The organism is Pseudomonas sp. MF09156 (assembly GCF_059862305.1).
Window position 1 is genome coordinate 20,922 of sequence record NZ_JCBCUR010000005.1, and the last position, 24,799, is coordinate 45,720.

The 24,799-nt window shown below is 63.0% G+C and carries 25 protein-coding genes; 16 read left to right on the plus strand and 9 right to left on the minus strand.

Annotated elements, in window-relative coordinates; translation table 11 throughout:
- Window positions 1-106: 106 nt before the first annotated feature.
- The 8 genes from AC19YY_RS13965 to hpaI all read left to right on the plus strand — a co-directional run bounded on the left by AC19YY_RS13965 (window position 107) and on the right by hpaI (window position 7,489).
- Window positions 107-772, plus strand: a complete 666-nt coding sequence (locus AC19YY_RS13965) for a fumarylacetoacetate hydrolase family protein (protein ID WP_169956878.1) — start codon at window positions 107-109, stop codon at window positions 770-772.
- Complete coding sequence (locus tag AC19YY_RS13970) at window positions 769-1,539, plus strand: fumarylacetoacetate hydrolase family protein (RefSeq protein WP_492634376.1); 771 nt, start codon at window positions 769-771, stop codon at window positions 1,537-1,539. Before AC19YY_RS13965 ends, AC19YY_RS13970 begins: the two co-directional genes overlap by 4 nt.
- Window positions 1,540-1,544: 5 nt before the next feature.
- On the plus strand, window positions 1,545-3,005 hold the full coding sequence (gene hpaE / locus AC19YY_RS13975; RefSeq protein WP_500604377.1) for a 5-carboxymethyl-2-hydroxymuconate semialdehyde dehydrogenase: 1,461 nt from the start codon (window positions 1,545-1,547) through the stop codon (window positions 3,003-3,005).
- A 147-nt stretch (window positions 3,006-3,152) separates the two neighbouring features.
- Window positions 3,153-4,010 (plus strand): 3,4-dihydroxyphenylacetate 2,3-dioxygenase, encoded by an 858-nt coding sequence (gene hpaD / locus AC19YY_RS13980; protein WP_500604378.1) that lies wholly within the window; start codon window positions 3,153-3,155, stop codon window positions 4,008-4,010.
- 103 nt (window positions 4,011-4,113) lie between these two features.
- Window positions 4,114-4,506 (plus strand): tautomerase family protein, encoded by a 393-nt coding sequence (locus AC19YY_RS13985; RefSeq protein WP_169956111.1) that lies wholly within the window; start codon window positions 4,114-4,116, stop codon window positions 4,504-4,506.
- A gap of 43 nt (window positions 4,507-4,549) precedes the next feature.
- The gene (locus AC19YY_RS13990; RefSeq protein WP_500604379.1) at window positions 4,550-5,854 is read left to right on the plus strand and encodes an MFS transporter; all 1,305 of its coding nucleotides are present in this window, start codon (window positions 4,550-4,552) and stop codon (window positions 5,852-5,854) included.
- A 12-nt stretch (window positions 5,855-5,866) separates the two neighbouring features.
- A complete protein-coding gene (gene hpaH, locus AC19YY_RS13995) occupies window positions 5,867-6,670 on the plus strand; it encodes a 2-oxo-hept-4-ene-1,7-dioate hydratase (RefSeq protein ID WP_169864354.1) in 804 nt (267 codons plus the stop codon).
- A gap of 18 nt (window positions 6,671-6,688) precedes the next feature.
- On the plus strand, window positions 6,689-7,489 hold the full coding sequence (gene hpaI / locus AC19YY_RS14000) for a 4-hydroxy-2-oxoheptanedioate aldolase (RefSeq protein ID WP_169956107.1): 801 nt from the start codon (window positions 6,689-6,691) through the stop codon (window positions 7,487-7,489).
- 148 nt (window positions 7,490-7,637) lie between these two features.
- Here the strand turns inward: hpaI and hpaR are convergent, their stop codons facing one another.
- Window positions 7,638-8,060 carry a homoprotocatechuate degradation operon regulator HpaR gene (gene hpaR / locus AC19YY_RS14005; protein ID WP_057960125.1) on the minus strand — a complete coding sequence of 141 codons (423 nt, stop codon included), beginning with the start codon at window positions 8,058-8,060 and terminating at the stop codon, window positions 7,638-7,640.
- Between the two features lie 206 nt (window positions 8,061-8,266).
- Here hpaR and AC19YY_RS14010 point away from each other — a divergent pair, with 206 nt between their 5' ends.
- Genes AC19YY_RS14010 through AC19YY_RS14030 form a run of 5 tightly spaced genes read left to right on the plus strand, consistent with a single transcriptional unit; the run spans window position 8,267 to window position 12,337 of the window.
- On the plus strand, window positions 8,267-9,565 hold the full coding sequence (locus tag AC19YY_RS14010) for an NAD(P)/FAD-dependent oxidoreductase (protein WP_500604380.1): 1,299 nt from the start codon (window positions 8,267-8,269) through the stop codon (window positions 9,563-9,565).
- A 30-nt stretch (window positions 9,566-9,595) separates the two neighbouring features.
- Window positions 9,596-9,961 (plus strand): cupin domain-containing protein, encoded by a 366-nt coding sequence (locus AC19YY_RS14015; protein WP_169956103.1) that lies wholly within the window; start codon window positions 9,596-9,598, stop codon window positions 9,959-9,961.
- A 13-nt stretch (window positions 9,962-9,974) separates the two neighbouring features.
- A complete protein-coding gene (locus AC19YY_RS14020) occupies window positions 9,975-10,796 on the plus strand; it encodes a molybdenum cofactor biosynthesis F family protein (RefSeq protein ID WP_500604381.1) in 822 nt (273 codons plus the stop codon).
- Window positions 10,789-11,592 carry an SDR family NAD(P)-dependent oxidoreductase gene (locus AC19YY_RS14025; protein WP_500604382.1) on the plus strand — a complete coding sequence of 268 codons (804 nt, stop codon included), beginning with the start codon at window positions 10,789-10,791 and terminating at the stop codon, window positions 11,590-11,592. Before AC19YY_RS14020 ends, AC19YY_RS14025 begins: the two co-directional genes overlap by 8 nt.
- Complete coding sequence (locus AC19YY_RS14030) at window positions 11,582-12,337, plus strand: SDR family oxidoreductase (protein ID WP_500604383.1); 756 nt, start codon at window positions 11,582-11,584, stop codon at window positions 12,335-12,337. The genes AC19YY_RS14025 and AC19YY_RS14030 overlap by 11 nt, the downstream gene beginning before the upstream one ends.
- Window positions 12,338-12,424: 87 nt before the next feature.
- Here the strand turns inward: AC19YY_RS14030 and feaR are convergent, their stop codons facing one another.
- From feaR to AC19YY_RS14045, 3 genes are all read right to left on the minus strand, one after another.
- Complete coding sequence (feaR, locus tag AC19YY_RS14035; protein WP_169956095.1) at window positions 12,425-13,360, minus strand: transcriptional regulator FeaR; 936 nt, start codon at window positions 13,358-13,360, stop codon at window positions 12,425-12,427.
- Window positions 13,361-13,468: 108 nt separating this feature from the next.
- Window positions 13,469-14,089: a DUF3156 family protein gene (locus AC19YY_RS14040; protein ID WP_170043510.1), complete on the minus strand. Its 621-nt coding sequence runs from the start codon at window positions 14,087-14,089 to the stop codon at window positions 13,469-13,471.
- Entirely contained in the window at window positions 14,034-15,533 is a 1,500-nt protein-coding gene (locus AC19YY_RS14045) for an APC family permease (protein WP_170043509.1), read from the minus strand. Before AC19YY_RS14045 ends, AC19YY_RS14040 begins: the two co-directional genes overlap by 56 nt.
- Here AC19YY_RS14045 and AC19YY_RS14050 point away from each other — a divergent pair.
- The 3 genes from AC19YY_RS14050 to AC19YY_RS14060 all read left to right on the plus strand — a co-directional run bounded on the left by AC19YY_RS14050 (window position 15,511) and on the right by AC19YY_RS14060 (window position 18,791).
- A complete protein-coding gene (locus AC19YY_RS14050; RefSeq protein WP_346266499.1) occupies window positions 15,511-15,714 on the plus strand; it encodes a hypothetical protein in 204 nt (67 codons plus the stop codon). The two genes, AC19YY_RS14045 and AC19YY_RS14050, sit on opposite strands and share 23 nt — an antisense overlap.
- 34 nt (window positions 15,715-15,748) lie before the next feature.
- The gene (locus tag AC19YY_RS14055) at window positions 15,749-17,077 is read left to right on the plus strand and encodes an alginate export family protein (RefSeq protein WP_500604384.1); all 1,329 of its coding nucleotides are present in this window, start codon (window positions 15,749-15,751) and stop codon (window positions 17,075-17,077) included.
- 226 nt (window positions 17,078-17,303) lie between these two features.
- Window positions 17,304-18,791, plus strand: a complete 1,488-nt coding sequence (locus AC19YY_RS14060) for an aldehyde dehydrogenase family protein (protein WP_500604385.1) — start codon at window positions 17,304-17,306, stop codon at window positions 18,789-18,791.
- Here the strand turns inward: AC19YY_RS14060 and AC19YY_RS14065 are convergent, their stop codons facing one another.
- The 5 genes from AC19YY_RS14065 to AC19YY_RS14085 all read right to left on the minus strand — a co-directional run bounded on the left by AC19YY_RS14065 (window position 18,792) and on the right by AC19YY_RS14085 (window position 24,716).
- Window positions 18,792-19,193 carry a RidA family protein gene (locus AC19YY_RS14065; RefSeq protein ID WP_169956084.1) on the minus strand — a complete coding sequence of 134 codons (402 nt, stop codon included), beginning with the start codon at window positions 19,191-19,193 and terminating at the stop codon, window positions 18,792-18,794.
- Between the two features lie 238 nt (window positions 19,194-19,431).
- A complete protein-coding gene (locus AC19YY_RS14070; RefSeq protein ID WP_492634371.1) occupies window positions 19,432-20,319 on the minus strand; it encodes an alpha/beta hydrolase in 888 nt (295 codons plus the stop codon).
- Window positions 20,319-22,550, minus strand: coding sequence for a TonB-dependent siderophore receptor (locus tag AC19YY_RS14075; RefSeq protein ID WP_169956080.1), 2,232 nt, complete (start codon window positions 22,548-22,550; stop codon window positions 20,319-20,321). Before AC19YY_RS14075 ends, AC19YY_RS14070 begins: the two co-directional genes overlap by 1 nt.
- Before the next feature lie 97 nt (window positions 22,551-22,647).
- On the minus strand, window positions 22,648-23,991 hold the full coding sequence (locus AC19YY_RS14080; RefSeq protein ID WP_500604386.1) for a HAMP domain-containing sensor histidine kinase: 1,344 nt from the start codon (window positions 23,989-23,991) through the stop codon (window positions 22,648-22,650).
- The gene (locus AC19YY_RS14085) at window positions 23,991-24,716 is read right to left on the minus strand and encodes a response regulator transcription factor (RefSeq protein ID WP_500604469.1); all 726 of its coding nucleotides are present in this window, start codon (window positions 24,714-24,716) and stop codon (window positions 23,991-23,993) included. The genes AC19YY_RS14080 and AC19YY_RS14085 overlap by 1 nt, the downstream gene beginning before the upstream one ends.
- Window positions 24,717-24,799 lie beyond the last annotated feature (83 nt).

The following is a 24,799-nucleotide window of genomic DNA, read 5'->3' on the forward strand; positions in this document are numbered from 1 at the left end:
TGCACCCGATGATTTTGCCACGCTTGACGGTAGTTAACATATTAATTATAACGTTAACACATTAACGAACTGCCTTTAGAGCAGTCGCCATCGCCAGGAGAAATCCATGAGCCGTACCCTGCATGATGTTGCCAGCGGCACCCTGTTCGGCGTCGCGCTGAACTACCAGGGCTTGCTGAACCAGCGTCTCGCCGAATTCGAGCAGCCGCCGTACCAGAAGCCCCCGGTCAAGCCGGTGCTGTTTATCAAGACCCCCAACACCCGCAACAGCCATGACGGCATCGTGCACCAGCCCCACGGCGAGCGCCTGCAACCGGGCCCGGCCCTGGGCGTGGTGATCGGCAAAAGCGCCAGCCGCGTCAGCGTGGAAAACGCCCTGGAGCATGTGGCGGGCTATGTCATCGTCAATGAGTTCAGCCTGCCGGAAGACAGCTACTACCGCCCCGCCGTCAAAGCCAAGTGCCGCGACGGGTTCTGCGCCCTGGGCCCTGAACTGGTGGCCCGCGAACAGATCGCCAACCCCCATCAGTTGAGCCTCAAGCTGTTGGTCAACGGCGAGTTGCGCCAGCAGAACACCACGGCCAATTTTGTCCGCGACATTCCCCGGCTGATCGCCGAAATCAGCGAATTCATGACCCTGCATGCAGGCGATGTGCTGATCACCGGCACGCCCGAAGGCCGGGTGGATGTGCAGCCCGGCGACACCGTCGAAGTCCAGATCAGCGGCCTGGGCCGCCTGGTCAACCACATCCAGGCCGAGGAACAGCCATGAAGCACGCGCGTATCCGTTTTGAAGGCCAGATCCATCAGGTCCACGTCGAAGAGTTCAATGCTGTGCGCCTGGCCGATGGTCGGTTGCTGGCCGAAGACCAGGTGCAGTGGCTGCCACCGGCCACCGGCAATATGTTCGCCCTGGGCCTGAACTACGCCGACCATGCCGCCGAACTTGCCTTCGCCCCGCCGACCGAGCCGCTGGCATTCATCAAGTCGCCGGGCACCTACACCGGGCACAACCAGATCACCTGGCGCCCGGACAACATCGCCTACATGCACTACGAGTGCGAGTTGGTGGCGGTGATCGGCAAGCCGGCGCGCAACGTCAAGCGCGAGGACGCCCTGGAGTACCTGGCCGGCTACACCGTGTGCAACGACTACGCGATCCGCGACTACCTGGAAAACTACTACCGCCCCAACCTGCGGGTGAAAAACCGCGACGCCACGACCCCGGTCGGCCCGTGGATCGTCGACGTGGCCGATGTGCCGGACCCAGGCAACCTGACCCTGCGCACCTGGATCAACGGTGAGTTGCGCCAGGAAGGCAGCACCCGCGACATGATTTTCGATATCCCCTACCTGATCGAATACCTGTCCAGCTTCATGACCCTGCAACCCGGCGACATGATCGCCACCGGCACCCCCGAAGGCCTGGCCGACGTGGTGCCAGGGGATGAAGTGGTGGTGGAAGTGCAAGGCGTCGGCCGCCTGGTCAACCGAATTGTCAGCGAGGCGGACTTTTTCGCCGCCCGGAAAGAGGCTTGAACCCCATGATCAAACACTGGATCAACGGCCGTGAGGTCGAAAGCAAAGACACCTTCATCAACTACAACCCCGCCACCGGCGAGGCGATTGGCGAAGTGGCCAGCGGTGGCGCCGAAGAAGTCGCCCAGGCCGTGGCTGCGGCCAAGGAAGCCTTCCCCAAGTGGGCCAACACCCCGGCCAAGGAGCGCGCGCGCCTGATGCGCAAGCTCGGTGATCTGATCGAGCAGAACGTGCCGCACCTGGCCGAACTGGAAACCCTGGACACCGGCCTGCCGATCCACCAGACCAAGAACGTGCTGATCCCACGGGCTTCGCACAACTTCGATTTCTTCGCCGAAGTCTGCACGCGCATGGACGGCCACAGCTACCCGGTGGACGACCAGATGCTCAACTACACCCTGTACCAACCGGTGGGTGTGTGCGCGCTGGTATCGCCGTGGAACGTGCCGTTCATGACCGCCACCTGGAAGACCGCACCGTGCCTGGCCCTGGGCAACACGGCGGTACTGAAGATGTCCGAGCTGTCGCCTTTGACTGCCAACGAACTGGGGCGCCTGGCCCTGGAAGCGGGGATTCCCAAGGGCGTGCTCAACGTGATCCAGGGCTACGGCGCCACCGCCGGCGATGCCCTGGTGCGTCACCCGGATGTGCGGGCGATTTCCTTTACCGGCGGCACCGCCACCGGCAAGAAAATCATGCAGACCGCCGGCCTGAAAAAGTACTCCATGGAGCTGGGCGGCAAGTCACCGGTGCTGATTTTTGAAGACGCCGACCTCGAACGGGCCCTGGATGCCGCGCTGTTCACCATCTTCTCGCTGAACGGCGAGCGCTGCACCGCCGGCAGCCGCGTGTTCATCCAGCAGAGCGTGTACCCGCAGTTCGTCGCCGAGTTCGCCGCCCGCGCCAAACGCCTGATTGTCGGTGACCCGCAAGACCCGAACACCCAGGTGGGCTCGATGATCACACAAGCCCACTATGACAAAGTCACCGGTTACATCAAGATTGGCCTCGAAGAAGGCGCCAACCTGGTGGCAGGCGGCCTGGAGCGGCCGGCGAACCTGCCGGCGCACCTGGCACGCGGGCAGTTTATCCAGCCGACCGTGTTCGCCGACGTCAACAACAACATGCGCATCGCCCAGGAAGAAATTTTCGGCCCGGTGGTGTGCCTGATTCCCTTCAAGGACGAAGCCGAGGCCCTGCAACTGGCCAACGATACCGAATATGGCCTGGCGTCCTACATCTGGACCCAGGACATCGGCAAGGCTCATCGCCTGGCCCGTGGCATCGAGGCCGGCATGGTGTTTATCAACAGCCAGAACGTGCGCGACCTGCGTCAGCCGTTCGGCGGGGTAAAGGGCTCGGGGACCGGTCGCGAAGGCGGCCAGTACAGCTTCGAAGTGTTCGCAGAAATCAAGAACGTGTGCATCTCCATGGGCAGCCATCACATCCCGCGCTGGGGCGTGTAACTGTGGGAGCGGGCTTGCCCGCGATGCTCGTCAACGATAACGCTGACTTTCAGGGTTAACGCGCTGACCTTGGGTTTTTCGCGAGCAAGCTCGCTCCTACACAGTCCATAGCGCACCAACAAGAATAATGAAATCAGGAGAATGATCATGGGTGAAGTAGTCCTGGCGGCGAAAATCTGCCACGTGCCTTCCATGTACCTGTCGGAACTGCCGGGCAAGCACCACGGTTGCCGCGCAGCAGCGATTGCCGGGCACAAGGAAATCGGGCGCCGCGCCCGTGAACTGGGGGCCGACACCGCCGTGGTATTCGACGTGCACTGGCTGGTCAACAGCGGTTACCACGTCAACGGTGGCGAGCGATTCCAGGGCACCTACACCAGCAACGAACTGCCGCACTTCATCAAGAACATGGAGTACGCCTACCCCGGCTGCCCGCAGCTGGGCGAGCTGATTGCCGCCGAAGCCAACCTGGCCGGGGTGCGCACCATGGCCCACAACATCCCGAGCCTGGAGCTGGAATACGGCACCCTGGTGCCCATGCGCTATATGCACATGGACGTGCCCCAGGAGCAGAAATTCAAGGTGATCTCCATCGCCGCCTGGTGCGCCTGGCATCGCCTGGAAGACAGCTTCGCCTTCGGTGCCGCCGTGCGCCGGGCCATCGAGAAGAGTGATCGCAAGGTGCTGGTGCTGGCCTCCGGCTCCCTGTCGCACCGCTTCTCCGACGACCGCGAAGCCGAAGCCAACATCCACAACTGGACCCGCGAGTTCGACAAGCAAGTGGACATGCACGTGGTGCAGATGTGGCGCGAAGGCCGCTTCAAGGAGTTCTGCGCGATGCTCCCGGACTACGCCGAACACTGCTTTGGCGAGGGCAAGATGCACGACACCGCGATGCTCCTGGGCTTGCTCGGCGGGCCTGAGTACAACCGCCCGGCAGAGATCATCACCGAGCCGTTCGGCAGCTCCGGCACTGGCCAGATCAACGCCATTTTCCCGATTTAACACGGTAGGAGCCGGCTTGCCGGCGATCGCGGTGTGCCTGGCACCCACGCGCCTGCAGTCCGGCCGCCATCGCCGGCAAGCCGGCTCCTACAAGGAGAGCAAAATGCCGCATTTCATCGCCGAATACACCGACAACCTCGAACACCAGGCCGACCTGCCGGGGCTGTTTGCAAAGGTCCACCAGGTGCTGGGAGACAGCGGCGTGTTCCCCCTGGGCGGCATCCGCAGCCGCGCGGTGCGCCTGGACACCTGGCGCATGGCCGATGGCAAGCACGACTACGCCTTCGTCCACATGACCCTCAAGGTCGGCCACGGTCGCGATCTGCCTACCCGTCAGGCGGTGGCTGAAGCCCTGTTCAGGGTGATCACCGAGCACTTCGCCGCCCTGCAGGCACAACGGCTGCTGGCCCTGTCCTTCGAGATGGTCGAGCTGCACCCGCAGTTGAATTTCAAACAGAACAACGTCCACGCGTTTTTAAGCAACCAGGCGGGTTGACCCCGCCTCCCCCAACGGCCTCTCAGACAAAAAGTACAACATCATGAGCACAGCCAATACCGCCCACAGCGTCACCCTTGCCGAGCATGATCGCACCCACAGCACCGTCACCTGGCGCCTGATGCCGTTGCTGCTGATCTGTTACCTGTTTGCCCACCTGGACCGGATCAACATCGGGTTCGCCAAGATGCAGATGAGCAGCGACCTGCACTTCAGCGACACGGTGTATGGCTTCGGTGCCGGCCTGTTCTTTATCGCCTACGCGCTGTTCGGCGTGCCCAGCAATATCGCCCTGGACCGCGTCGGGCCACGGCGCTGGATCGCCTGCCTGATGGTGGTGTGGGGCATCCTGTCCACCAGCATGCTGTGGATCGAAAGTTCCACCGGCTTCTACGTACTGCGTTTTTTGCTGGGCGTGGCCGAGGCGGGTTTCTTCCCGGGGATCCTGGTGTTTCTCAACCGCTGGTACCCGGCGCGCCGACGCGCGCAGATCACCGCCCTGTTCGCCATCGCCGTGCCCATGGCCGGGGTGATTGGCGGGCCGCTCTCGGGGGCGATCCTGGAAAACTTCCACGACTTTGGCGGCATGCGCGGCTGGCAGTGGATGTTCCTCATCGAAGGCGCCCCCGTGGTGTTGCTGGGCCTGGTGGTGCTCAAGTACCTGCCGGACAGTTTTGAAACGGTGAAGTGGCTGGAACCTGCGCAAAAGCAACAATTGCGCGAGCAACTGAGCACCGAGGAAAAGCGCAAGTCCATCACCTCCTTCGCCGGCATCCTGCGCGACCCGCAAGTGTGGCTGCTGGTGGCGATTTACTTTGCGGTGATGCTGGCGGTCAACACCCTGGCGTTCTGGATGCCCACCCTGATCCATGGCGCCGGCATCGGCCGCGACAGCCAGGTCGGCCTGCTGAGCGCCGTGCCGTATCTGGCCGGCTGCTTCTTCATGATCGGCTGCGGGCGCTCTTCGGACCGCAACCGCGAACGCCGCTGGCACTTGTGCGTGCCGCTGCTGATGGCCGCCGCCGGGATTGCCGTGGCTGGCCTGGCACCGGGCAACTCGCTGGTGGTGATGGGCGGCCTGATCGTCGCCGGCATGGGCGCCAGCGCCGCGCTGCCGATGTTCTGGCAACTGCCGCCGGCCTTCCTGTCAAACTGCACCCAGGCGGCCGGGATCGCCATGATCAGCTCGTTTGGCAGCATCGCCTCGTTCCTTGCGCCCTACCTGATCGGCTGGATGCGCGACACCACCCAAAGCGCCAGCCTCGCCCTGTACGTGCTGGCGCTGTTTATCGCCCTTGGCGGCCTGCTGGTGTTGCGCACCAACGCCGCCATCGTCAACCCTCAGTAAGAGACCCTTGTCATGCTCGATCCACAGCTCATCCTGCAAGCCGCTGCCCAACTGGACCATGCCGAACGCAGCCGCGAACAGGTACGCCAGTTTTCCCTCGATCATCCGGCGATCACGATCGAGGACGCCTATGCCATCCAGCGCGCCTGGGTCGCCCAGAAGATCAAGGGCGGGCGCAAGCTGGTCGGGCACAAGATCGGCCTGACCTCGCGGGCGATGCAGGTGTCGTCGAACATCACCGAACCGGACTACGGTGCGCTGCTCGATGACATGCTGTTTGAGGAAGGCACCGACATTCCATTCGAGCGCTTTATCGTGCCGCGGGTCGAGGTCGAACTGGCCTTCATCCTCGGCAAGCCGCTCAAGGGCCCCAACTGCACGATTTTCGATGTGCTCGACGCCACCGAGTGGGTGATCCCGGCCCTGGAGATCATCGACGCGCGCATCCAGCAGGTCGACCCGCACACCAAGGCCACGCGCAAGGTGTTCGACACCATCTCCGACAACGCCGCGAATGCCGGCGTGGTCATGGGCGGCCGCGCGGTGCGGCCAACCGAGATCGACCTGCGCAAAGTGCCGGCGGTGCTGTACCGCAACGGCGTGATCGAAGAGTCCGGGGTCTCGGCCGCCGTGCTCAACCACCCGGCCAAGGGGGTGGCGTGGCTGGCGAACAAGCTGGCGCCCTACGACGTCACCTTGCTGCCAGGGCAGATCATCCTCGGCGGCTCGTTTACCCGGCCGGTGGCCGCCAGCCCGGGCGATACCTTCCATGTCGACTACGACATGCTCGGCTCGATTTCCTGCCGCTTCGTCTGACACCTGGAGGACTGATTCATGGACATGCCTGTCAACCGCTTCAAACAGCGGCTCACCTGCGGGGAGCCGCAGATCGGCCTGTGGCTGGGCCTGGCGCACGCGTACTGCGCGGAACTGGCGGCCAATGCCGGTTTCGATTGGCTGCTGATCGACGGCGAACACGCCCCCAACGACTTGCGCGGCATGCTCGGCCAATTGCAGGCCGTGGCGCCCTACGCCAGCGAGGCGGTGATTCGTCCGGTCATTGGCGACACCGCATTGATCAAGCAGGTGCTGGATATCGGCGCGCAAACCTTGTTGGTGCCGATGGTCGAAAGCGCCGCCCAGGCCCGGGAACTGGTGCGCGCCATGCGCTATCCACCCCAGGGCATCCGCGGCGTGGGCAGCGCCCTGGCGCGGGCTTCACGCTGGAACAGCATCGACGGCTACCTGGACCAGGCCGACGCACAGATGTGCCTGCTGGTGCAGATCGAAAGCTTGCAAGGGCTGGCCAACCTCGACGCGATAGCGGCTGTCGAAGGCGTGGATGGCGTGTTTATCGGCCCGGCGGACTTGAGTGCATCCATGGGCCACCGGGGCAATCCGGGGCACCCTGACGTGCAAGCGGCAATCGAAGATGCCATTGCGCGGATCCGCCAGGCGGGCAAGGCGGCGGGGATTCTCAGTGCCGATGAGAAACTCGCCCGGCGGTACATCGAGCTGGGCGCGGGGTTTGTCGCTGTGGGGGTGGATACCACGGTGCTGATGCGTGGGTTGCAGGGGTTGGTGGGCAAGTTCAAAGACAAACCCGCGCCAGCGAGCACTGGCGGCGTGTACTAATCACCTTCAAGCGCCGCAGGACCCAATGTGGGAGCGGGCTTGCTCACGAAAGCGGTGTGTCAGTCAATATATTCGGTGACTGAACCACTGCTTTCGCGAGCAAGCCCGCTCCCACATTTTGGATGTGTGGTGTTTAAGAGATCGTGTTTCAGCGCTTGATGTTTTTCAGCTCATCCAACAACCCCAGCAAGGTCTGCAACTTCTCCTCCCCCAACTGCTCCTGCAAACGCTGGTAGTTGGCCTCCATGCACTGGCTCATGGACGCAAAACTCGCCCGGCCCTTGTCCGCCAGGGTCACCAGTACCCGTCGCTGATCCTGCTCGGCCTTGCGCCGATGGATCATCCCCGCCGCTTCCATGCGTACCAGCACGCCAGTCATGCTCGGCTTGAGGATGCAGGCCAGTTCCGCCAGTTGGTAAATCTCCAGTTCGTCGTGTTGATTGAGGATGCGGATCACCCGCCATTGCTGCTCGGTCAGGCCGTGTTCGTTCAGCGAGGGGCGGAAAAAACTCATGGCCGCTTCGCGGGCCTGTAACAGGGTGAGGGTCAGGGACTGCCGGGGTTTGAGCATAGAGTCAGGGTCACGTGATATTTAGTTAATGTTTTAACGAAACTCTAACATCCCCGCTCCACGCTCGCGCTATAACTTAAGGGTCGCGCACGTCCATGGCGCGCTGAATCAAAAGCCCCGGCAGGCAGGATCAAGACATTGATCGCGCCAAGGCCCCTAATGAAGACATCTGCTTTAGAGCCTTCCTTCACTTTTCAGGCTGCGCCATGATCACTATTGAAACCCCCACGTATTACACCGCTACCAAGAAGTACAACCTGAGCTTTCCCACCCTGGAACAGGACATCGAGGCCGACGTCGTGGTAATTGGCGGCGGGTTTTCCGGAATCAATACCGCCCTGGAACTGGCAGAAAAAGGCATCACCAATATCGTCGTGCTGGAGGCGCGCTACCTGGGTTTTGGCGGCACCGGGCGCAATGGCGGGCAGATCATGGCCGGCATTGGCCACGACCTCGAGAAGATCAAGCAAGACGTCGGCGAGGACGGCCTGCGCCAGGTGTTCGAGATCAGCGACCTGGGCGCCGACATCATCAAAGACCGGATCGCCAAGTACAACATCGATGCCGACTTTTGCCACGGCTACGGCTATATGGGCTTCAACGCCCGCCAGGAAAAAACCCTGCGGGCCTGGGAAAAAGACTTCAAGTCGATCAACAGCAAGCACGAAATCCGCTTCCTCGGCGGCTCCGACGTGAAGCAGATCATCGGCTCCGACGCCTACGGCAGCGCCCTGCTGCACATGGGCGGCGGGCATGTGCATTCGCTGAACCTGCTGCTGGGCGAAGCCACCGCCCTGGCTGGCCTTGGCGTGCGGATCTTCGAGAACAGCCCGGCGCTGGAAGTCCGCTATGGCGAGCGCATCACCGTGCGCACCGGGCGCGGCTCGGTCAAGGCCAGCAAGCTGTTGTGGGCGTGTGACAGTTTTCTCAACAAGCTGGAGCCGGAGCTGCATCGCTCGACCATCAACACCTACGCGTTCCAGATGATGACCGAGCCGTTGAGCGAAGAGCTGATCCAGCGGATAAGCCCGATTCGCGGGGCCTACAGCGATATCCGCCCGGTGATCGACTACTATCGCGTGACCAATGAAAACCGCCTGCTGTTCGGCGCCGCCACGCCATTGGTCGAGCACATTCCCGGCGATTTGAAAGCCTGGAACCGCAAGCTGATGCTGAAGATTTTCCCCTACCTCAAGGACGTGAAGATCGACCTCGCCTGGGGCGGCCCGATGGCCTGCAGCCCCAACCTGTTCCCACAGATCGGCACCTTGCCGGGGCGCAGCAATGCGTTCTTTGTCCAGGGTTACTCGGGCTTTGGCGTCACCCCCAGCCACATCATCTGCAAGGTCCTGGCCGAAGGCATGAGCGAAGGCTCGGCGCGCTATGACCTGGTCAGTTCGATCCACCGCCCGACGATCATCGGCAAGGACGCAATCCGCCCCTTGCTGCTGACCGCCGGCAAATCCTGGCACCAACTGTCCGGTTACTGGAATGGTCGCCGCTAACCCCGTTTTTATCCCTATGGAGCAACTGCCATGACCCTCGTCACCCTCAAGAAAGATATCCAACTGTCTGAACTCGATGCCTGGGGCACCGTTGCCGATCTCGGCAGCGAAATCCTCGCCGGCGAACTCAAGGCCTTCGGCAAAATGACCTTCGGCGCGCCGACCGACCCGGTCAGCAGCGCCTACTTCGGTACCACCCAGGGCAAGTTCCGCATGGTCTACCCCTTTAACGAACAGGCCACCGTGGTCACCGGCGAGGTGCGGCTGACCGACGAGTCCAGCGGCCAAACCACCACCTACAAGGCGGGCGACAGCTGGTTCGTGACCAAGGGCACGCCAGTGCTGTGGGAAGTGCTCAGCGCAAGTTTCGTCAAACATTACTTCGCGGTCGTATGAACGGAGGCCGGTGATGACTCACCCATCTGACTGGATCACCGTCGGCGCCCTCGCCGACGGCTTTGCCCCCCAGGCCTTTATCCTGCCCAACCTGGCAGACCTGGACGGCAAGACGTTCACCCTGCACTTCGCCAATGGCTGGCAGATAGCGCATCGTTTCGCTCAGCAGAGCCTGTCCTGGAGCGCCCTGGACGGGCACTCCAGCGGCACGGCGCCCTACCGTGCCACGTCGATCCGCCCGGGCCTGTACCTGGTGGACTTCATCAAGCATGAAGGCGGGCAGGACTGGTCCATCAGCCTGGTGCTCGACACCCACAGTGCCTCGTTCACCGCCGTCATCGGCCGCCTGCCCTCCCCGGCAGACACCGCCGAGGGCCTGTACAGCCGCGCCCTGGCGGGCAAGCCGTTAACCGCGGTGGCCGTGGACTTCCTGCATGGCAGCCTCGACCGCCCGTGGCAGGAAGGGTTGTGCCCCCACACGCCGACACGCGAGTTGGTGGGCCTGCGCAACCAATACCGCTACAGCCCGAGCGAGGTCTACGAGCACCTCTACCTCAACGACCAGTTCTATGCCTGGCAGTGCCTCAAAGGTGTCGAGCAAGGCCTGTGCGACACCGATCGCTGCCATTACTACAAGATTGCCGATGAGCTGTACCTATTTGTCTGGCGCGAAAAAATCATTCCCACCCTGGGCCTGGTGCTGATTGACCTGCAACAGCACCGCAGCGACGGCAAGATCTTCGGCTATGCAGGTTCCTCGTTCGATGCGCTATCGAACTTCCCCATCAGTTCCTATTGCCAGGTGCTCAACCGCACGGAGTATGCCGATGACTGAGCCACGCACGGTGCTGATCACCGGGGCCGGCACCGGTATCGGCGCCGCGTGTGCCCGGCTGTATGCGGGCGAAAAGGCACAACTGGTACTGATCGGCCGGCGTCGCGAACCGCTGGAGCAGGTGGCCGCAGACACCGGCGGGCTGATCCTGGTGGGCGACGCGGCCTGCCCCGTGACCTGGGAAGGGTTCATCACGCAGATCCGCCAGCGCTATGGGCGTCTCGATGTGCTGCTGGCCTGCGCCGGCGGCCATGGCGTGGGCAGTGCCACGCAAACCCCACCGGCCACCTGGGAAGCAGCGTTGCGCAGCAATCTCGACAGCGCCTTCTACAGCGCGCGGGCCTGCCTGCCGCTGTTGCTGGAAAGCGCCGGCAATATTGTGCTGATCGGCTCCATCGCCTCACTAGCGGCAGGCCCCGAGGTGTGCGGCTACACCACCGCCAAACATGCGCTGCTGGGGCTCAACCGCTCGTTGGCCCGGGATTACGGGCCGCGCGGGGTGCGGGTCAATGCGGTGTGTCCGGGCTGGGTGCGCACGCCCATGGCGGATCAGGAAATGCAGCCGTTGATGCAGGCCTATGACGAGAGCCTGCAGCAAGCCTATGCCCGCGTGTGCGCCGATGTACCGCTGCGCCGCCCGGCCAGTGCCGACGAGATCACCAAGGTCTGTCGCTTCCTGGCATCGGCTGACGCGTCGATCATCACCGGCGCAGCCCTGGTGGCCGACGGCGGTTCAAGCATTGTCGATGTGCCGACACTGGCCTTCGCCCATCTGGAGCCCACTCATGCCCCATGACCTGGACTTCAGCGGCCAAGTGGTTCTGGTCACTGGCGGCGCCCAGGGCATCGGTCGTGGGATTGTCGAAGGGTTTGCCAGGCGCGGCGCCCAGGTGCTGATTGCCGACCGTCAAGTCGCCACGGCCCAGGCCCTGGCTGACGAACTTATAGCCCATGGTTGCCAAGTCGCGGCCGTTGGTATCGACCTGGCGGATGCCAGCGCGGTGTTCGCGCTGATGCAACGCCAGGAACGACTCGACGTACTGGTCCACAACGCCGGGTATTTCCCGCTGACCTGCTTTGAGGACATCACCCCGGCCATTCTCGAACGCACCCTGGCGGTGAATCTCTCGGCCCTGTTCTGGCTGACTCAAGGCGCCCTTCCGATGTTCCGCCGCCAGGGCCGCGGCTGTGTACTGGTGACTTCATCAGTGACCGGCCCCAGGGTGGCGTACCCCGGGCTGAGCCACTATGCGGCGTCCAAGGCCGGGGTCAACGGCTTCATTCGCAATGCTGCGCTGGAACTGGCGGGGTTGAATGTACGGGTCAACGGGGTTGAACCGGGCATGATCGCGACACCGGCAATGAGCAATCTGGGAGATGGCCAACTCAACGCCAGTATTGCCAGCCGCGTGCCGTTGGGACGCTTGGGCAGCGCCGCCGATATCGCCGGGGCCATGCTGTTTCTGGCTTCGGGGCTGGCGACCTATATCACCGGGCAAACGCTGGTGGTAGATGGCGGCTCAACCCTGCCGGAAGTCTGAAACCCAACCTGTAGGAGCCGGCTTGCCGGTGATGGCAGTCTGTCAGCCGGCTCCTACGTTCAATCTACTGGGCGGGTCAGATCCTGTTCAGGCCATTCGGCTGGAACGAAACGCCTTGGGTGACTGCTCGAACTGCTTCTTGAACGAGCGGCTGAAATGCGCCGAATCGGTAAAACCCCACTTATAGGCAATCGAGGTAATCGATTCGCTACGCAGGAACGGGTTGGTCAAGTCATCGGCGCTGCGCTTGAGCCTTGCGCGCTGGATGTAGCGGCAGACGCTATCGTCCTGTTCTTCGAACAGCCGGTACAAATGGCGTACCGAGATGTTCAAGCGGCTGGCCAGGCCGACGGGGCTCAGGCCAGGCTGGCTGAGGGACTCATCAATGACCTTCTGCACGTAGCTGCGCAGGTTGTTACCTTGCAACGCGCCGGTGTCGTCGCGCGCGTCCTCGTCCTGCTCCAGGGCTGAGCCCAGCAGCGACACAAAGGCACACTGCAACGCCTCGACCTCATCCTCGGCACCTTCGCCGCCCTTGCACAACTGGTCCATCAACACATGCAGCATGCGCCCACAGGCTTTGCTGGAGGAAATCTTGCCAAAGGTTTTTGCTTGGCTGCCCATCTGCTTGCACACCTGGGCGCGCGGCAACGACAGCGAGATATGTTCGATCAAGCCGAACGGGGTGATTTCAATGGAGCCCACCGAGTCCATCAGCAGCAGTTCGCCAGGGGCCAGTTGCACGCGCTGGCCGTTCTGCACGACCTGCGAATAGCCGCTGCGCTGGCTGACCAAAAAGCAATCCTGGTCATTGTCATGGTCGGGGTTGCTGACCTGGCGCTTGATCAGGCCGGCGTTGGTACGCAGGCTGGCCAGGGGCAACCCGCCGTTTGAAAGCATGGAAAACTCGCCGATAAACAGCGAACGGTTAAAGGCCAGTTCGGTGTCGAAGTGGCCGCACATCGCACGCAAGTCGCGGTTCCAGGTGTCGAGCCCCTGTTGTGCACTCTGTTGGATACCCATGGGTGTCTCCACAATGGCTTATTGTTTTTGTCGGGCAATAGTTAACATGTTATCTATATGCGCGCAACAAGTACCTGTCCACCCTTGTGTTTGCACTAATGATGCCAATCAGAGCGTGCGCAATACACGCTGCAAGCCGAGCAGCGCTGCCAGCAGCACGTCCCGCTGTTCGCGGCTCAGGGCGATGTAGCGGCGAAAGGCAGGCATGCGGTTGACCACCTCGCTGCCGCCCATGTGTTCCAGGCGCACGTGCCAGTGCCGGGCGTGCAATTCAATGTGCAGGCGCTTGAAATCCAGGGGCATCAATGCCTGGTGCAAGGCACTGTCCTGTTGCAAGCGCACCTGCAGCTGCCCCAGCAATGCACCCTCGCCCGAGCGTTGCCGGCAGCGGATCCCGGTACGTCGAACGGCCCCGCCATGGTGCAATTCAAAGCGTGCCGCGCCCTCTGTCGAGGCGGGCAGGCACAAGCTGAACTCGGTCATGACCAGGTGCATCAACAGCTGCGATTCGGTGCGCTCGCGAATTTCCAGGTGCAGGCTGCCGTCGTCCAGGGCAGCCCGCGCCAAGGTCGGCGACACCTGCTCGAAACGCGCCAGCCCCAAATTGCGCCGCAGTTGCCCCAGGGTGCGCCCCGGCTGATAGCCCGCTGGCGCCCGTTGTGCGCTGAACAGCTCAGACAGCTTTTGCCGCAGTGCTGACATAGCCGTTGTGAGAGTGACCCGGTTCATTGGCAAACTCCTTGGCCAGCACGTCTTCCACCGACGCCGGCGTGAATGGATTGACCTTCTGCACCACCAGGGTCCAGAACAGCGCATACACCGCAGTGCCGCCCAGCATCACGCCGAACGGGACATAAATATCCGCCGGGTCCATCCCCGGCGGTGTGATAAACCACATCCCCAGCAGGATGCCGGCGCTGGACAGCAGCTGCGGCAGCGGGAACCACGGCGAGCGGTAGGCCCGTGGCAAGTCGGGACGGCGAATGCGCAGGATCACCACCGACACCGTGACCAACAGGTAAGCGAAACTCCACGCACACACCGCCGCCAGCACCAGGTGCATGATGTTGTCGGTGTTGCCGCCCAGGTACAGCGCGTGCAGGCAGGGAATCAGCATCGCCACCAGGATGCACAGCACCGGGGTCTTGAAGCGCGGGTGCAGGTAGGTGAACACCTTGGGCAACGCGCCATCCACCGCCATGCCGTAGAGAATCCTTGGCACGCCGGCCATCAAGGTATTGATGGTGGCGGCGCCGGCAAACAGAAAGCCGATCCCCAGCCACAGCGGCCCGACCTGCCCCATCACCTGCTCGGCAAAGCGTGGAATGGCCATGGGCGTATCCAGCAAATGCACGCCGCTGGCCGCGTCCAGCACTACGTTTTGCACCTGGCGCTTCATGGCCGCGCCGTAGATGAACATGCACGTCGCCACCCCCATCAGGCCGAGCATCATCGCCCGCGGCATGACCTTGGCCGACTGGCGCAGGTCCGGCGCCAGCGGGGTGACGAATTCGCAGCCGACAAACATGAACATCGCCATGCCCACCAGGGACAACACCGTCACCAGGTCGCTGCCCACCATGGACTGGCCAAACCAGCCGTCCAGTTGTACCGCTGGCGCGGCGATCAGGCCGAGCACGCCAAACACCATCAAGGTGGTCCACATGCCGAAAGTGAGGATGATCTCGGCGCGGCCAAAGGCACTGACGCCAAACACATTGAGCAGGCCGAACACCAGCACGAAGCCCACCCCCAGCAACCAGGAGCCACCGGCGGATTCGGCCAGGGTATTGAGGTGTTCAAAGTTCACCAGGGCCATGACCCCGGCCAGGATGGTTTCGGCGGTGCCGGCAAACACGTGCACGATCAGATAGGCCGACAAGGTGCCGGTGATCGCAAAAAAACGCCCCATGCCGCAATTGATGTAGTCGTACACCGAGCCGGTGGTGGGCAGTATCGAGGCGGCCTCGGCGAAGGTCGTGGCCTGGGCCAGCATCATCACCACGGCAATCAGCATGGCCAGCGCAAACGCGCTGCCGCCGATGCCAAAGCCCATGGTCGCGGTAAGGATCACCGGGCTTGCCATGATCAGGCCAATGGTGCTGGCCAATGCGGTGGGGAAACCCACCGTACCCCGGTTCAGGTGCGCGGTGAGTCTGTCATTGATCGACATGGTGCAGATCCTCGAAAGGGATTTTTTAGAAGTGTTTGCACTGTGCGCCCCGCCCAACCTGATCGTCTTGCCCCTGGCTGCCGCCGGTTTTGTTGCTCCCTGCCAGGGCCTGCGGCCTGGCGGCCAGGATCAATTGCCTGGCACGCAGGTGAAAGACTTGCGCCGCCGACGCTCGCCCTAATGCGCCCTCAACTTAACTCTTGGGGACTATAACAATGGAGCACACACTAAAAACCCGCCACCTGCGCCCGGCTGTCGGCCTGGGTCTTGCGCTGTTGATCGGCCAACCGGCGGCCCAGGCGATTGAACTGTATGCCGACGACGACACCACCGTCACCGGCAACTTCCTGGCCGTTTACGGCATGTTCAATAGCCGCAAGAACTACGAAGGCAGCCAGGGCGGTTCGACCTGGCGTGAAGGCTTCATCAAGTACGGCTTGAGCATCGACCAGACCCTGGCTGGCCTGGGCAGTGTGTACGGCACCGCCAACCTGGTGAGCTCCGGCACCTGGGGCGATGGCGATGCCTCCCGCGTGACCGACGGCAGCGAGCGCACCACCAAGTTCGAGGAAGCCTTTGCCGGCTGGCGCTCCGGGGACCTGTTGCCAGCACTGGGCAAGGATGGCCTGGACCTGTCGTACGGGCGCCAGATCATTACCGTGGGCGACGGCTTTATCATCAACGACGACGGCCCGAACCTGGGCAATGGCGTGGCCGACGGTCAGTTCGACCGTGGCGGTGCCTATTACATCGCGGCCCGGCATGCCTTCGACAAGGCAACCGTGGTACGCCTGGGCGGCAAGGACGGCCTGCATGGCAGCCTGATGTGGATCGAGTCCGACAACCGCGCCCAGGCCCTGACCGAAATGGCTATCGGCACCCTGGAGTACAGCGCTGCGCCAGGCACCCTGGGCCTGACCTACCTGCATGGCATCGATGTGGATGAGCGCTTTGCCAACGACCTGCAAAAGCAACGCAAGGGCATGAATCTCTACAGCCTGCGCGGCACCGGCAACGCCGGGATCGACAACGCGCACTTCTCGTTCGAGTACGCCTGGCAAGACAAGGACCCCGGCCCGGAAAAAGCCTGGTACGCCGAGGCCGGCTACACCTTCGCCGACCTGCCCTGGTCGCCGGACCTGACCTACCGTTATGCGCGCTACTCGAAAAACTGGGACGCGCTGTTCGCTGGCTTCAATCGAGGGTTTGGCACCTGGGTCCAGGGCGAAGTGGCGGGCAACTACTCCGGGCCCTACAACAGCAACACCTCGGTGCAGCACGTGGCGCTCAAGGTCAAGCCGCTGGACAACCTGACCCTCGGCGCGCTGTTCTTCGACTACCAGACCGTCAGCAAGCGCAACATGCTCGACCTCGATGGCCGCGAGCTGGACCTGTATGCCGAATGGGCGGTGAACGAGCACCTGATCATCACGCCATTGATTGGCCTGTACCAACCGGACAAGGACCAGGACACCGGCGGCAACCAGGTCGGTGGCAACGGCACCAACGTCTATAGCCAGTTGGTGGTGGCGGTGCCGTTCTAAGACCTGGGTTGCCCCTGAACCACCGCACTTCCCCTGTAGGAGCGGGCTTGCCCGCGATAGCGGTAGTTCATCCGCCGAATGTATCGACTGACACTCAGCCATCGCGGGCAAGCCCGCTCCTACAGGGGCATGGCAGCCACAGACATACGTCCCGGCAGGCACAGTCAAGCTCTAGCTACCCGCGTTGGTTAGCCTCGGGTTTTCCTTTCTGATCAGGAACACCCCCATGAGCGATATCGCGCTGCTGCCCGCCGTCGAAGCCTTCTTGCGTCGAGACCACGGCCTGTTTATCGACGGTGGCTACGTCCCCAGCCAGTCCAGCCAGACCCTGGAGGTGATCAACCCAGCCACCGGCCAGGCCATCGCCACGGTCGCCGATGCGCAAGCCAGTGATATCGAGCGGGCCGTGGCCTCGGCGCGGCGCGGCTTCAAACAGTGGTCGCAGACCGCTCCGGCGGTCCGTGGCAATGTGCTGCTCAAACTCGCCGACCTGCTGGAGCGCAACCGCGAGGAACTGGCGCAGATCGAGACCTGCCAGTCAGGCAAGATCATCCAGATTTCCCGCGCCTTTGAAGTGGACCAGGCCGCGCATTTTTTGCGTTATTACGCGGGCTGGGCAACCAAGATCAGCGGCCAGACCCTCACCCCGTCACTGCCCTCGTTTGCCGGCGAGCGCTACAGCGCCTTCACCCTGCGCGAACCGGTGGGCGTGGTGGTGGGCATCGTGCCGTGGAATTTCTCGACCATGATCGCCATCTGGAAACTCGCCTCGGCCCTGGTGACCGGTTGCAGCATCATCATCAAGCCCAGCGAATTCACGCCGCTGACCCTGCTGCGCATTGCCGAACTGGCGGTGCAAGCCGGCCTGCCCGCTGGGGTACTGAACGTGCTGACCGGCGGCGGCCAGGTGGGCAAGGGGCTGATCGAACACCCAGGCACTGACAAGGTGTCGTTCACCGGCTCGGTGCCCACCGGCATTGCGGTCGGCCGCGCGGCCATGGGCGCCGGCCTGACGCGCGCGACCCTGGAGTTGGGTGGCAAGAACGCGGCGGCGTTCCTGCGCGATGTGAAGCTGGAAACCGCCGTCAACGGCATTATCGAAGCGGGTTTCCTGCACTCGGGGCAAATCTGCGCGGCGGCCGAGCGGTTTTTCGTCCACCGCTCGCAGATCAACCCGGTCATGGAAGCCCTGGCCCAGCGTTTGAGCCGCCTGAATATCGGCTCGCCACTGGATGAGCGCACCGAGTTTGGCCCGGTTACCCATCGCCAGCACCAATTGAAGCTGGAAGGTTTTTTTGCCACCGCCCGCGCCGAAAACAACACGATCATCCACGGCGGCCAACCGATGGAGCGGCCCGGTTGCTATGTGCAACCCACGATCATTCTCGCCAACAGCATCAACGACACGCTGCTTACCGAAGAAACCTTCGGCCCCATCGCCACGTTCCTGCCCTACGACGACGAGGACGAGTTGCTGGCGCTGATGAACCACACCGCCAGCGGCCTCAGCGCCAGCCTGTGGACCAACGACCTGGGCAAGGCCCTGCGCATGGTCCCGGCGATCAACGCCGGCACGGTGTGGGTGAACATGCACACCCTGCTCGACCCCGCCGTGCCGTTCGGTGGCAACAAGTCCTCGGGGATTGGCCGGGAGTTCGGCAGCGCCTTTATCGAGGACTACACCGAGCTCAAGTCGGTGATGATGCGTTACTGATCACTGTGGGATCAGCGCCTCCGCCTCGATCTCGATCAACCATTCAGGCAGCGACAAGCCGCTGACGATGATCCACGACGAGGGCGGCGGGTTTTCGGGAAACCGCTCGCGCAACGCGGCAGCGATAGGCTCCTGCTGATCGCGGGCGGACTCGACGATATACAGGCGCAGCATGATCACATGGGACAGATCGCCCTCGGCCGCCGCCAGGACTTTTTCGATATTGTCCAGGGCGGTCGCGGTCTGTTCGGCGATGCCAGGGCCGACTGTGCGCTCGTCAGCGTCCACGCCCACCTGGCCGGACAGCAGAATCCGCCGACCATCGCGCACTTCCATGGCCTGGCTGAAACCGTATTGCAGGGAGTTGAAGACGGTCGGAGGGTTGAGGGTTTTTCGCTGCATGACGACTCCTTGTTATCTGTAGGAAACAAGGCTACCCCAAGGGTTTTGCCAACTCCTGGAGAAACTGCACATTTCAACATCCAGAAACAGAACGCCTTGCAATCAACCGTGCAAGGGCCGCGCCCAGGACATGCCTGCAGACCTCATCACCACGACTCCCAACCTTAAAGCGCGCAAGGTTTGTGCAAGCAGGTCGTGCCCGGCCACTTGCTGACGCGGGCGTGCCAACCTGGCGAGGCTAACGCCCCTGGCTGAGCATCTGCAGGGTATAGCGCAAGGACGCCGGCAACATCAGCCCATGCCCCAACCCGGCAAAGGTCAGGTGGCGCACCTGTAGCCCATCCACCTGATGCAGTGTGCCCAGCAGCGCCTTGAATGCCGTGTCACTGGCCTCTTTGGCCGGCGCCGCGGCGGCCGGGCTGGCCGGTTCCTGGTCGCCACGCATCAGCAGCAAGCGGGGCTGGCTGCCCCGCAGGCGTTGCGCCAGGCCGTGGGCCTCTGCCGTCACCACCCCTCGGTTCCACCACAACGAAGGGCTCGCCGCCGCGTAGTCATCAAAGGCATGCGGGCGTGTCATCAACGCATGCAGCACCAGCAAACCACCGTAGGAGTGGCCCCACAGCAATTGCCGCTGCGGGGTGATGCCCAGGCGCTGATTGACCAGCGGGCGAATGTTCTGCGTGAGCAAGTCAAGAAACACATCCGCACCGCCACTGGGCACCGCAGTCAACGGGTCCCGTTGTTCCACGGCGCTGCCGACGCTTGGCGTGTAGTCAAAGGTGCGCGCCGTGCGCTCGATCCGCAGTGGCGTGGCATAGCCCACGGCAACCAGCACCGGCGGCGCCACACTGTGCGCCAGTTGCTCCAGGCCCTGGTGGTCCAGCGCGGCTATCGCGGCGTTGCCATCGAGCAAGTACGCCACCGGGGTGGCCGCACTCACGGCAGGCGGCTGCCCCAGCCAGATCCGGTAATGGCGCGCGCCATCGGCCGAATCCAGCTCCAGGGTGCTGAAGCTATAGGCGCTGGCTTCGCGCAACACCTTCGCATCCATCAACTGGTCCGGCGCAGGCCGGGCGACGGCGGCCTGGGCGATCAACAGCAGCGCCAGGCTGATTAAGCGCCCCATCAGAAGGATGCCGTCAGGCTGGTGTACAAGGTACGGCCGGACTGGTTATAGGTCGCAGCCCCCGCCCCTTCGATATTGGCCACGCCCTGGGCGTTGCCTTCACGCCACAGGCGTTTGTCGAACAGGTTATCGACGCCGGCCGTCAGGCTCAGGTTCTTGCTCAAAGCGTACGTTCCGCTGACGCCGGCGATGGCATAGGGCGACAGCTGGTTATTGCCCGAACCCGTCACGCGGTTGCCGTGGTAATCGTATTTTTTCGGGGTTTGCTTGCCGTACCAGGCCACGCTCATTTGCAAGGACAGGTCATCTGTGGCCTGCCAGTCGAGCATCGAGTTCAGGGTGTACTTGGGCGCGACGGACAGCACATCGCCGGTCTGCTTGTTTTTCGATTGCAGCATGTAGGTGAAGTTGTTGGTCCAGTTCAGCTGCTCGGTCAGCGGCAGGGCCAGGGTGCCTTCCAGCCCTTCGACCAGAGCCTTGGGCACGTTCTCCCAGCGGAAGATGCTGGCGTTGGCCGTGCTGCCGGTGCCGCCGCTGGCGTTGCCGACCGGGGTCAGGCCCGACTCGATTTTGTTTTTGTAGTCATTACGAAAGTACGTCAGGCCGGCCACGACCCCGTCATTGCGGTACTCGATCCCCAGCTCCTTGTTGACGCTGGTTTCGGCGTCCAGCTCGGCGTTGCCTTGCAGGTAGCAACTGGTGGTCTGCCCGTAGCAACCCTGGCCGTTGCTGTACAGCAGGTAGTTGGGGTTGAGCTGGTAGAGGTTGGGCGCCTTGTAGGAGCGGGCGATCCCGGCTTTCAGGGTCAGGGTGTCGGTGAGCACCTGAGACAGGTTCAGCGACGGGCTCCAGTTGTCGCCCACGATGTCGTGGTGATCCAGGCGCAGGCCGGGGGTCAGGCGTGTGCCGGGGCGCAGTTCGATATTGTCCTCGACAAATACCGAGAAGATCCGCGCCGAGGACGAGCTGCTGCGGTTGGTCCCGGCAAGCCCGGCGACGTTGCCGCCGGCAGTGGTGGTTTGCCCGTTGGAACTTGGGTCATCGAGTTGCTGCTCGACCCACTCGGTGCCCACGGTCAGCACCTGGTCCACCCCGGCATGCAACGGCAGACTGACTTCGCCATGGGCGGTCAGGTCGCGCAACACCGTGGTGTTGAAATTGCTGCTGGAGAAGATCCCTTCGGTACCGCCCGCCAGGCCCTCGCTGATCCGGCTGTTGCGGGTCTTTTCGTATTGCAGGTAGGCCAGGCTGGTGCCCAGCTCCCAGTCGCCGCGATGGGTCACGGCGTAGGTCTCGCGGTACAGCACATTGGTCTCGTGGCCGAGCAGTTTTTTCACGTTGGCGTTGCTGTTGGTGTTCTGCGTATCGCCGGTATAAATGTTGCCCTGGCGGCTGAAACCGGCTTCCAGGTCGAGGGTTTGTTCGGGCGTGATCTTCCAGCTCAACAGGCCGTTGATGTCCTTGTTGCGCACCCCTTCGCGCCCCGCAGGCAAGGTGCCGATCTGGTTCCCGGTGCGTCTGGATTCATGGCCGCTGTTGATATCGGCGTCGTCGGCATTGGTTTTCGCCACATTGCCGTACACCCGGTAGCTGAGGGTGTCGGTGAGCGGGCCGTTCAGGCCGAAGTTCATGCGCTCGGTCTCGCCTTCGGCGCTGTGCTGGGCGAAGTTGTGATAGATCGTCGCCGAGCCGTGGGTCTCGGTGCCGGGTTGCTGGGTGATGATGTTCACCACGCCACCGGCGGCGCCGTTACCGTAACGGGCGGCAGCCGGGCCACGGATGACCTCGATACGCTCGACCTGGTCGGCGGGCACCCAGTTGCTGTCGCCACGGCTGTCACGCTCGCCGCGCCAGCCATAGCGCACGGAGTTGCGGCTGCCCACCGGCTTGCCATCGATGAGGATCAGGGTGTTTTCCGGGCCCATGCCACGGATATCGATCTGCCGGTTGTTGCCTCGCTGGCCGCTGCTGGAATTGCCCGTGAGGTTGACGCCGGGCATGGTGCGGATGATGTCCGACAGGTCGTTGGCCGGTGGGCGCTTCTTGATGTCTTCGGCGGTGATGATCGACACACCGGGCGCCTGCTTGATCTCTTCCTGCGCCGTGCCCAGGACGGTCTGGGTTTGCAGTTCAAGACGCGCAGGGGTCTCGGGCTCGGCAGCAAAGCCGCTGGCGGGCAGCAGGCTGCAAATACTCAGGGCAAGCAGGGACAGGGGCGGCAGGCGGTGCATGAGGTATCTCCGAAACGTCAAGCCCACCGATAGCGGTAGGCCAGCAAAGATCGCAGATGATAATCAGATGCAATTGCGAGTAAAGAACATTAACTTTCTAAACATTTGCCGCCGCCACCCGCAGGTTCATGCGCAAACCCTGCGTGCCGTGGCTGGCCCATAACTGCCCGCCCTGCAACTGGAGGGCGCGGCGGGCAATGCTCAAGCCCAGGCCAAAACCAGTGCCGGGTGCCCCGTCCAGGCGCAGGTAGGGTTCAAAAATCCGCTCCAGATCGGCTTCATCGACGCCGGGGCCCTGGTCCTCGACGGTCAACAGCCACGTATCCCCTTCACGCTCGCCGCTCAAGCGGATGACACCCCCTGGAGGTGAATGGCGGATCGCGTTGCGCAAGACGTTTTCCAGGGCCTGGGCGAAACTGTTGAGATGGACCCTGATTTCACAATCACCGTCGACTTCGCACACCAGCGCCTGCAATGGCCAGTCCGTTTCGAAATGCGCGTCCTGCACCAGCGCTTCCCACACCGAGGCCACCCGCACGTCCTCAGACTGCAACCGGGGCTTTTCGGTATCCAGCCAGGCCAGGTTGAGGGAGTCATCCACCAGGCGCCGCATCTCCTCGACTTCCCGCGCCAGCCGTTGCTCCAACTGCTGGCGCGCCAGGCCGCTTTCGCTGGCGATTTTCAAACGGGCCAAGGGCGTGCGGATTTCATGGGACAGGGTGCGCAGCAGTTGGCGTTGCTGCTGCAGGCTCTGGCGCAGGCGTTCGGCCATGTGCTCGTAGGCTCGCGCCAACTCACCCAGCTCATCGCCGCGTCGGGTCACCGAACTGCTGGCCAGCGGCGCCAGGTCACCGGCACTCAGGGCGTTCGCGCGCTCGCGCAATTCGTTCAATGGCAACACCAGGTGGCGATACAGCAACAGCCCCAGGCCCAAGGCCAACACCACCGGCACCACGCCGTGGGTAAACAGGTGCGTCCAAGGCGTGAGCCCCGGTGGCAGCAAGCGCTCGGGCAACTGCATGACCAAACGGCCGCGCTCCGGGTGCTGGGGGAAGGCGATGCTGACATAGGGCAGTTCATCCTCCAGACGCTTGCTCATGGGCCAACTGGGCTTGCGCATAAAGGTCAGGTGACTGACTTCGGCCGCCGTCAGCGGTTGGGTGCCGAGGCTTTGCAGGAACGGATCGAGCACACCGACCCAGGTCTGCTCGCGCTGTTGCAGGGCGAGTCGCCATTGCTCCACGGCCCGGGCATCGCCGGTGGCGGCCACCTCTTCGGCCTGGGCGGCGTAGGCACTCAGGGCATCGCGGTCGGGTTGTTCAAGAAAGTAAGTACTGCGCTCGACCTGCAAGCCCCAGCCCCACACCAACCACACCAGCAGCAGGCAGAAACACACTTGCAGCAGTGCCATTTTCCACAGCAGTGGGTGCCGGCGCTGCATCAGCTCAAGCCTTCGCACAGCAACACATACCCCTGATGCCGCACCGCTTCGATGCGCACCCCTTGCAGGTTGATCGCCGCGAGCTTGCGCCGCACATTGCACACATGCACATCCAGGCCGCGATCCAGCCGGGTATAGGCGCGGTGCAACACATGCTGGTACAGGAACGCCTTGGACAGGGGTTCGCCGGCGTGTTCATGCAAGGTGCACAGCAAGCGGAACTCCGAACCGGTCAGGCCTGCCGGGCAGCCGTTGAACATGAGATCCCGGGCGCCTGCATCCAGGTCCAGCAATGGCGGCCTGCTGGCGGGTGCGCCGCGATCAAGTGCCACACGCCGCAGCAACGCGTCGATACGCACATCCAGTTCGGCGAGGCTGAAAGGCTTGGGCAGGTAGTCGTCCGCGCCCTGGCTGAAACCGGTGATGCGATCCTGCTCGGCGCCCAGTGCCGACATCAGAATCACCGGCGTACCCCGCTCGCTGCGCAAGCGCGCCAGTACTTTCAGGCCGTTTTCGTTGGGCAGCATGATATCCAGCAGGACCAGCTCGACCGCTGGATCCAGGGCCAAACTCAAGCCTTCATCGCCACGATGAGCACTGCTCAACATGAAGCCGCGCCGGCTCAGATGGCTACAAAGGTGGGCGCACAGTTCGACGTCATCCTCGATGACCAGGATGCGTGCGGAAGAAGATGGTTTAGGTAGTGGATGATAACTGTTCACAATTAGGCCAGTTTCTCATCCGGAGAAACATTGCGCAACGAACGTTGCGTGTTGAGCTGCTTGGGCGCGGATTATCAATATTTTGA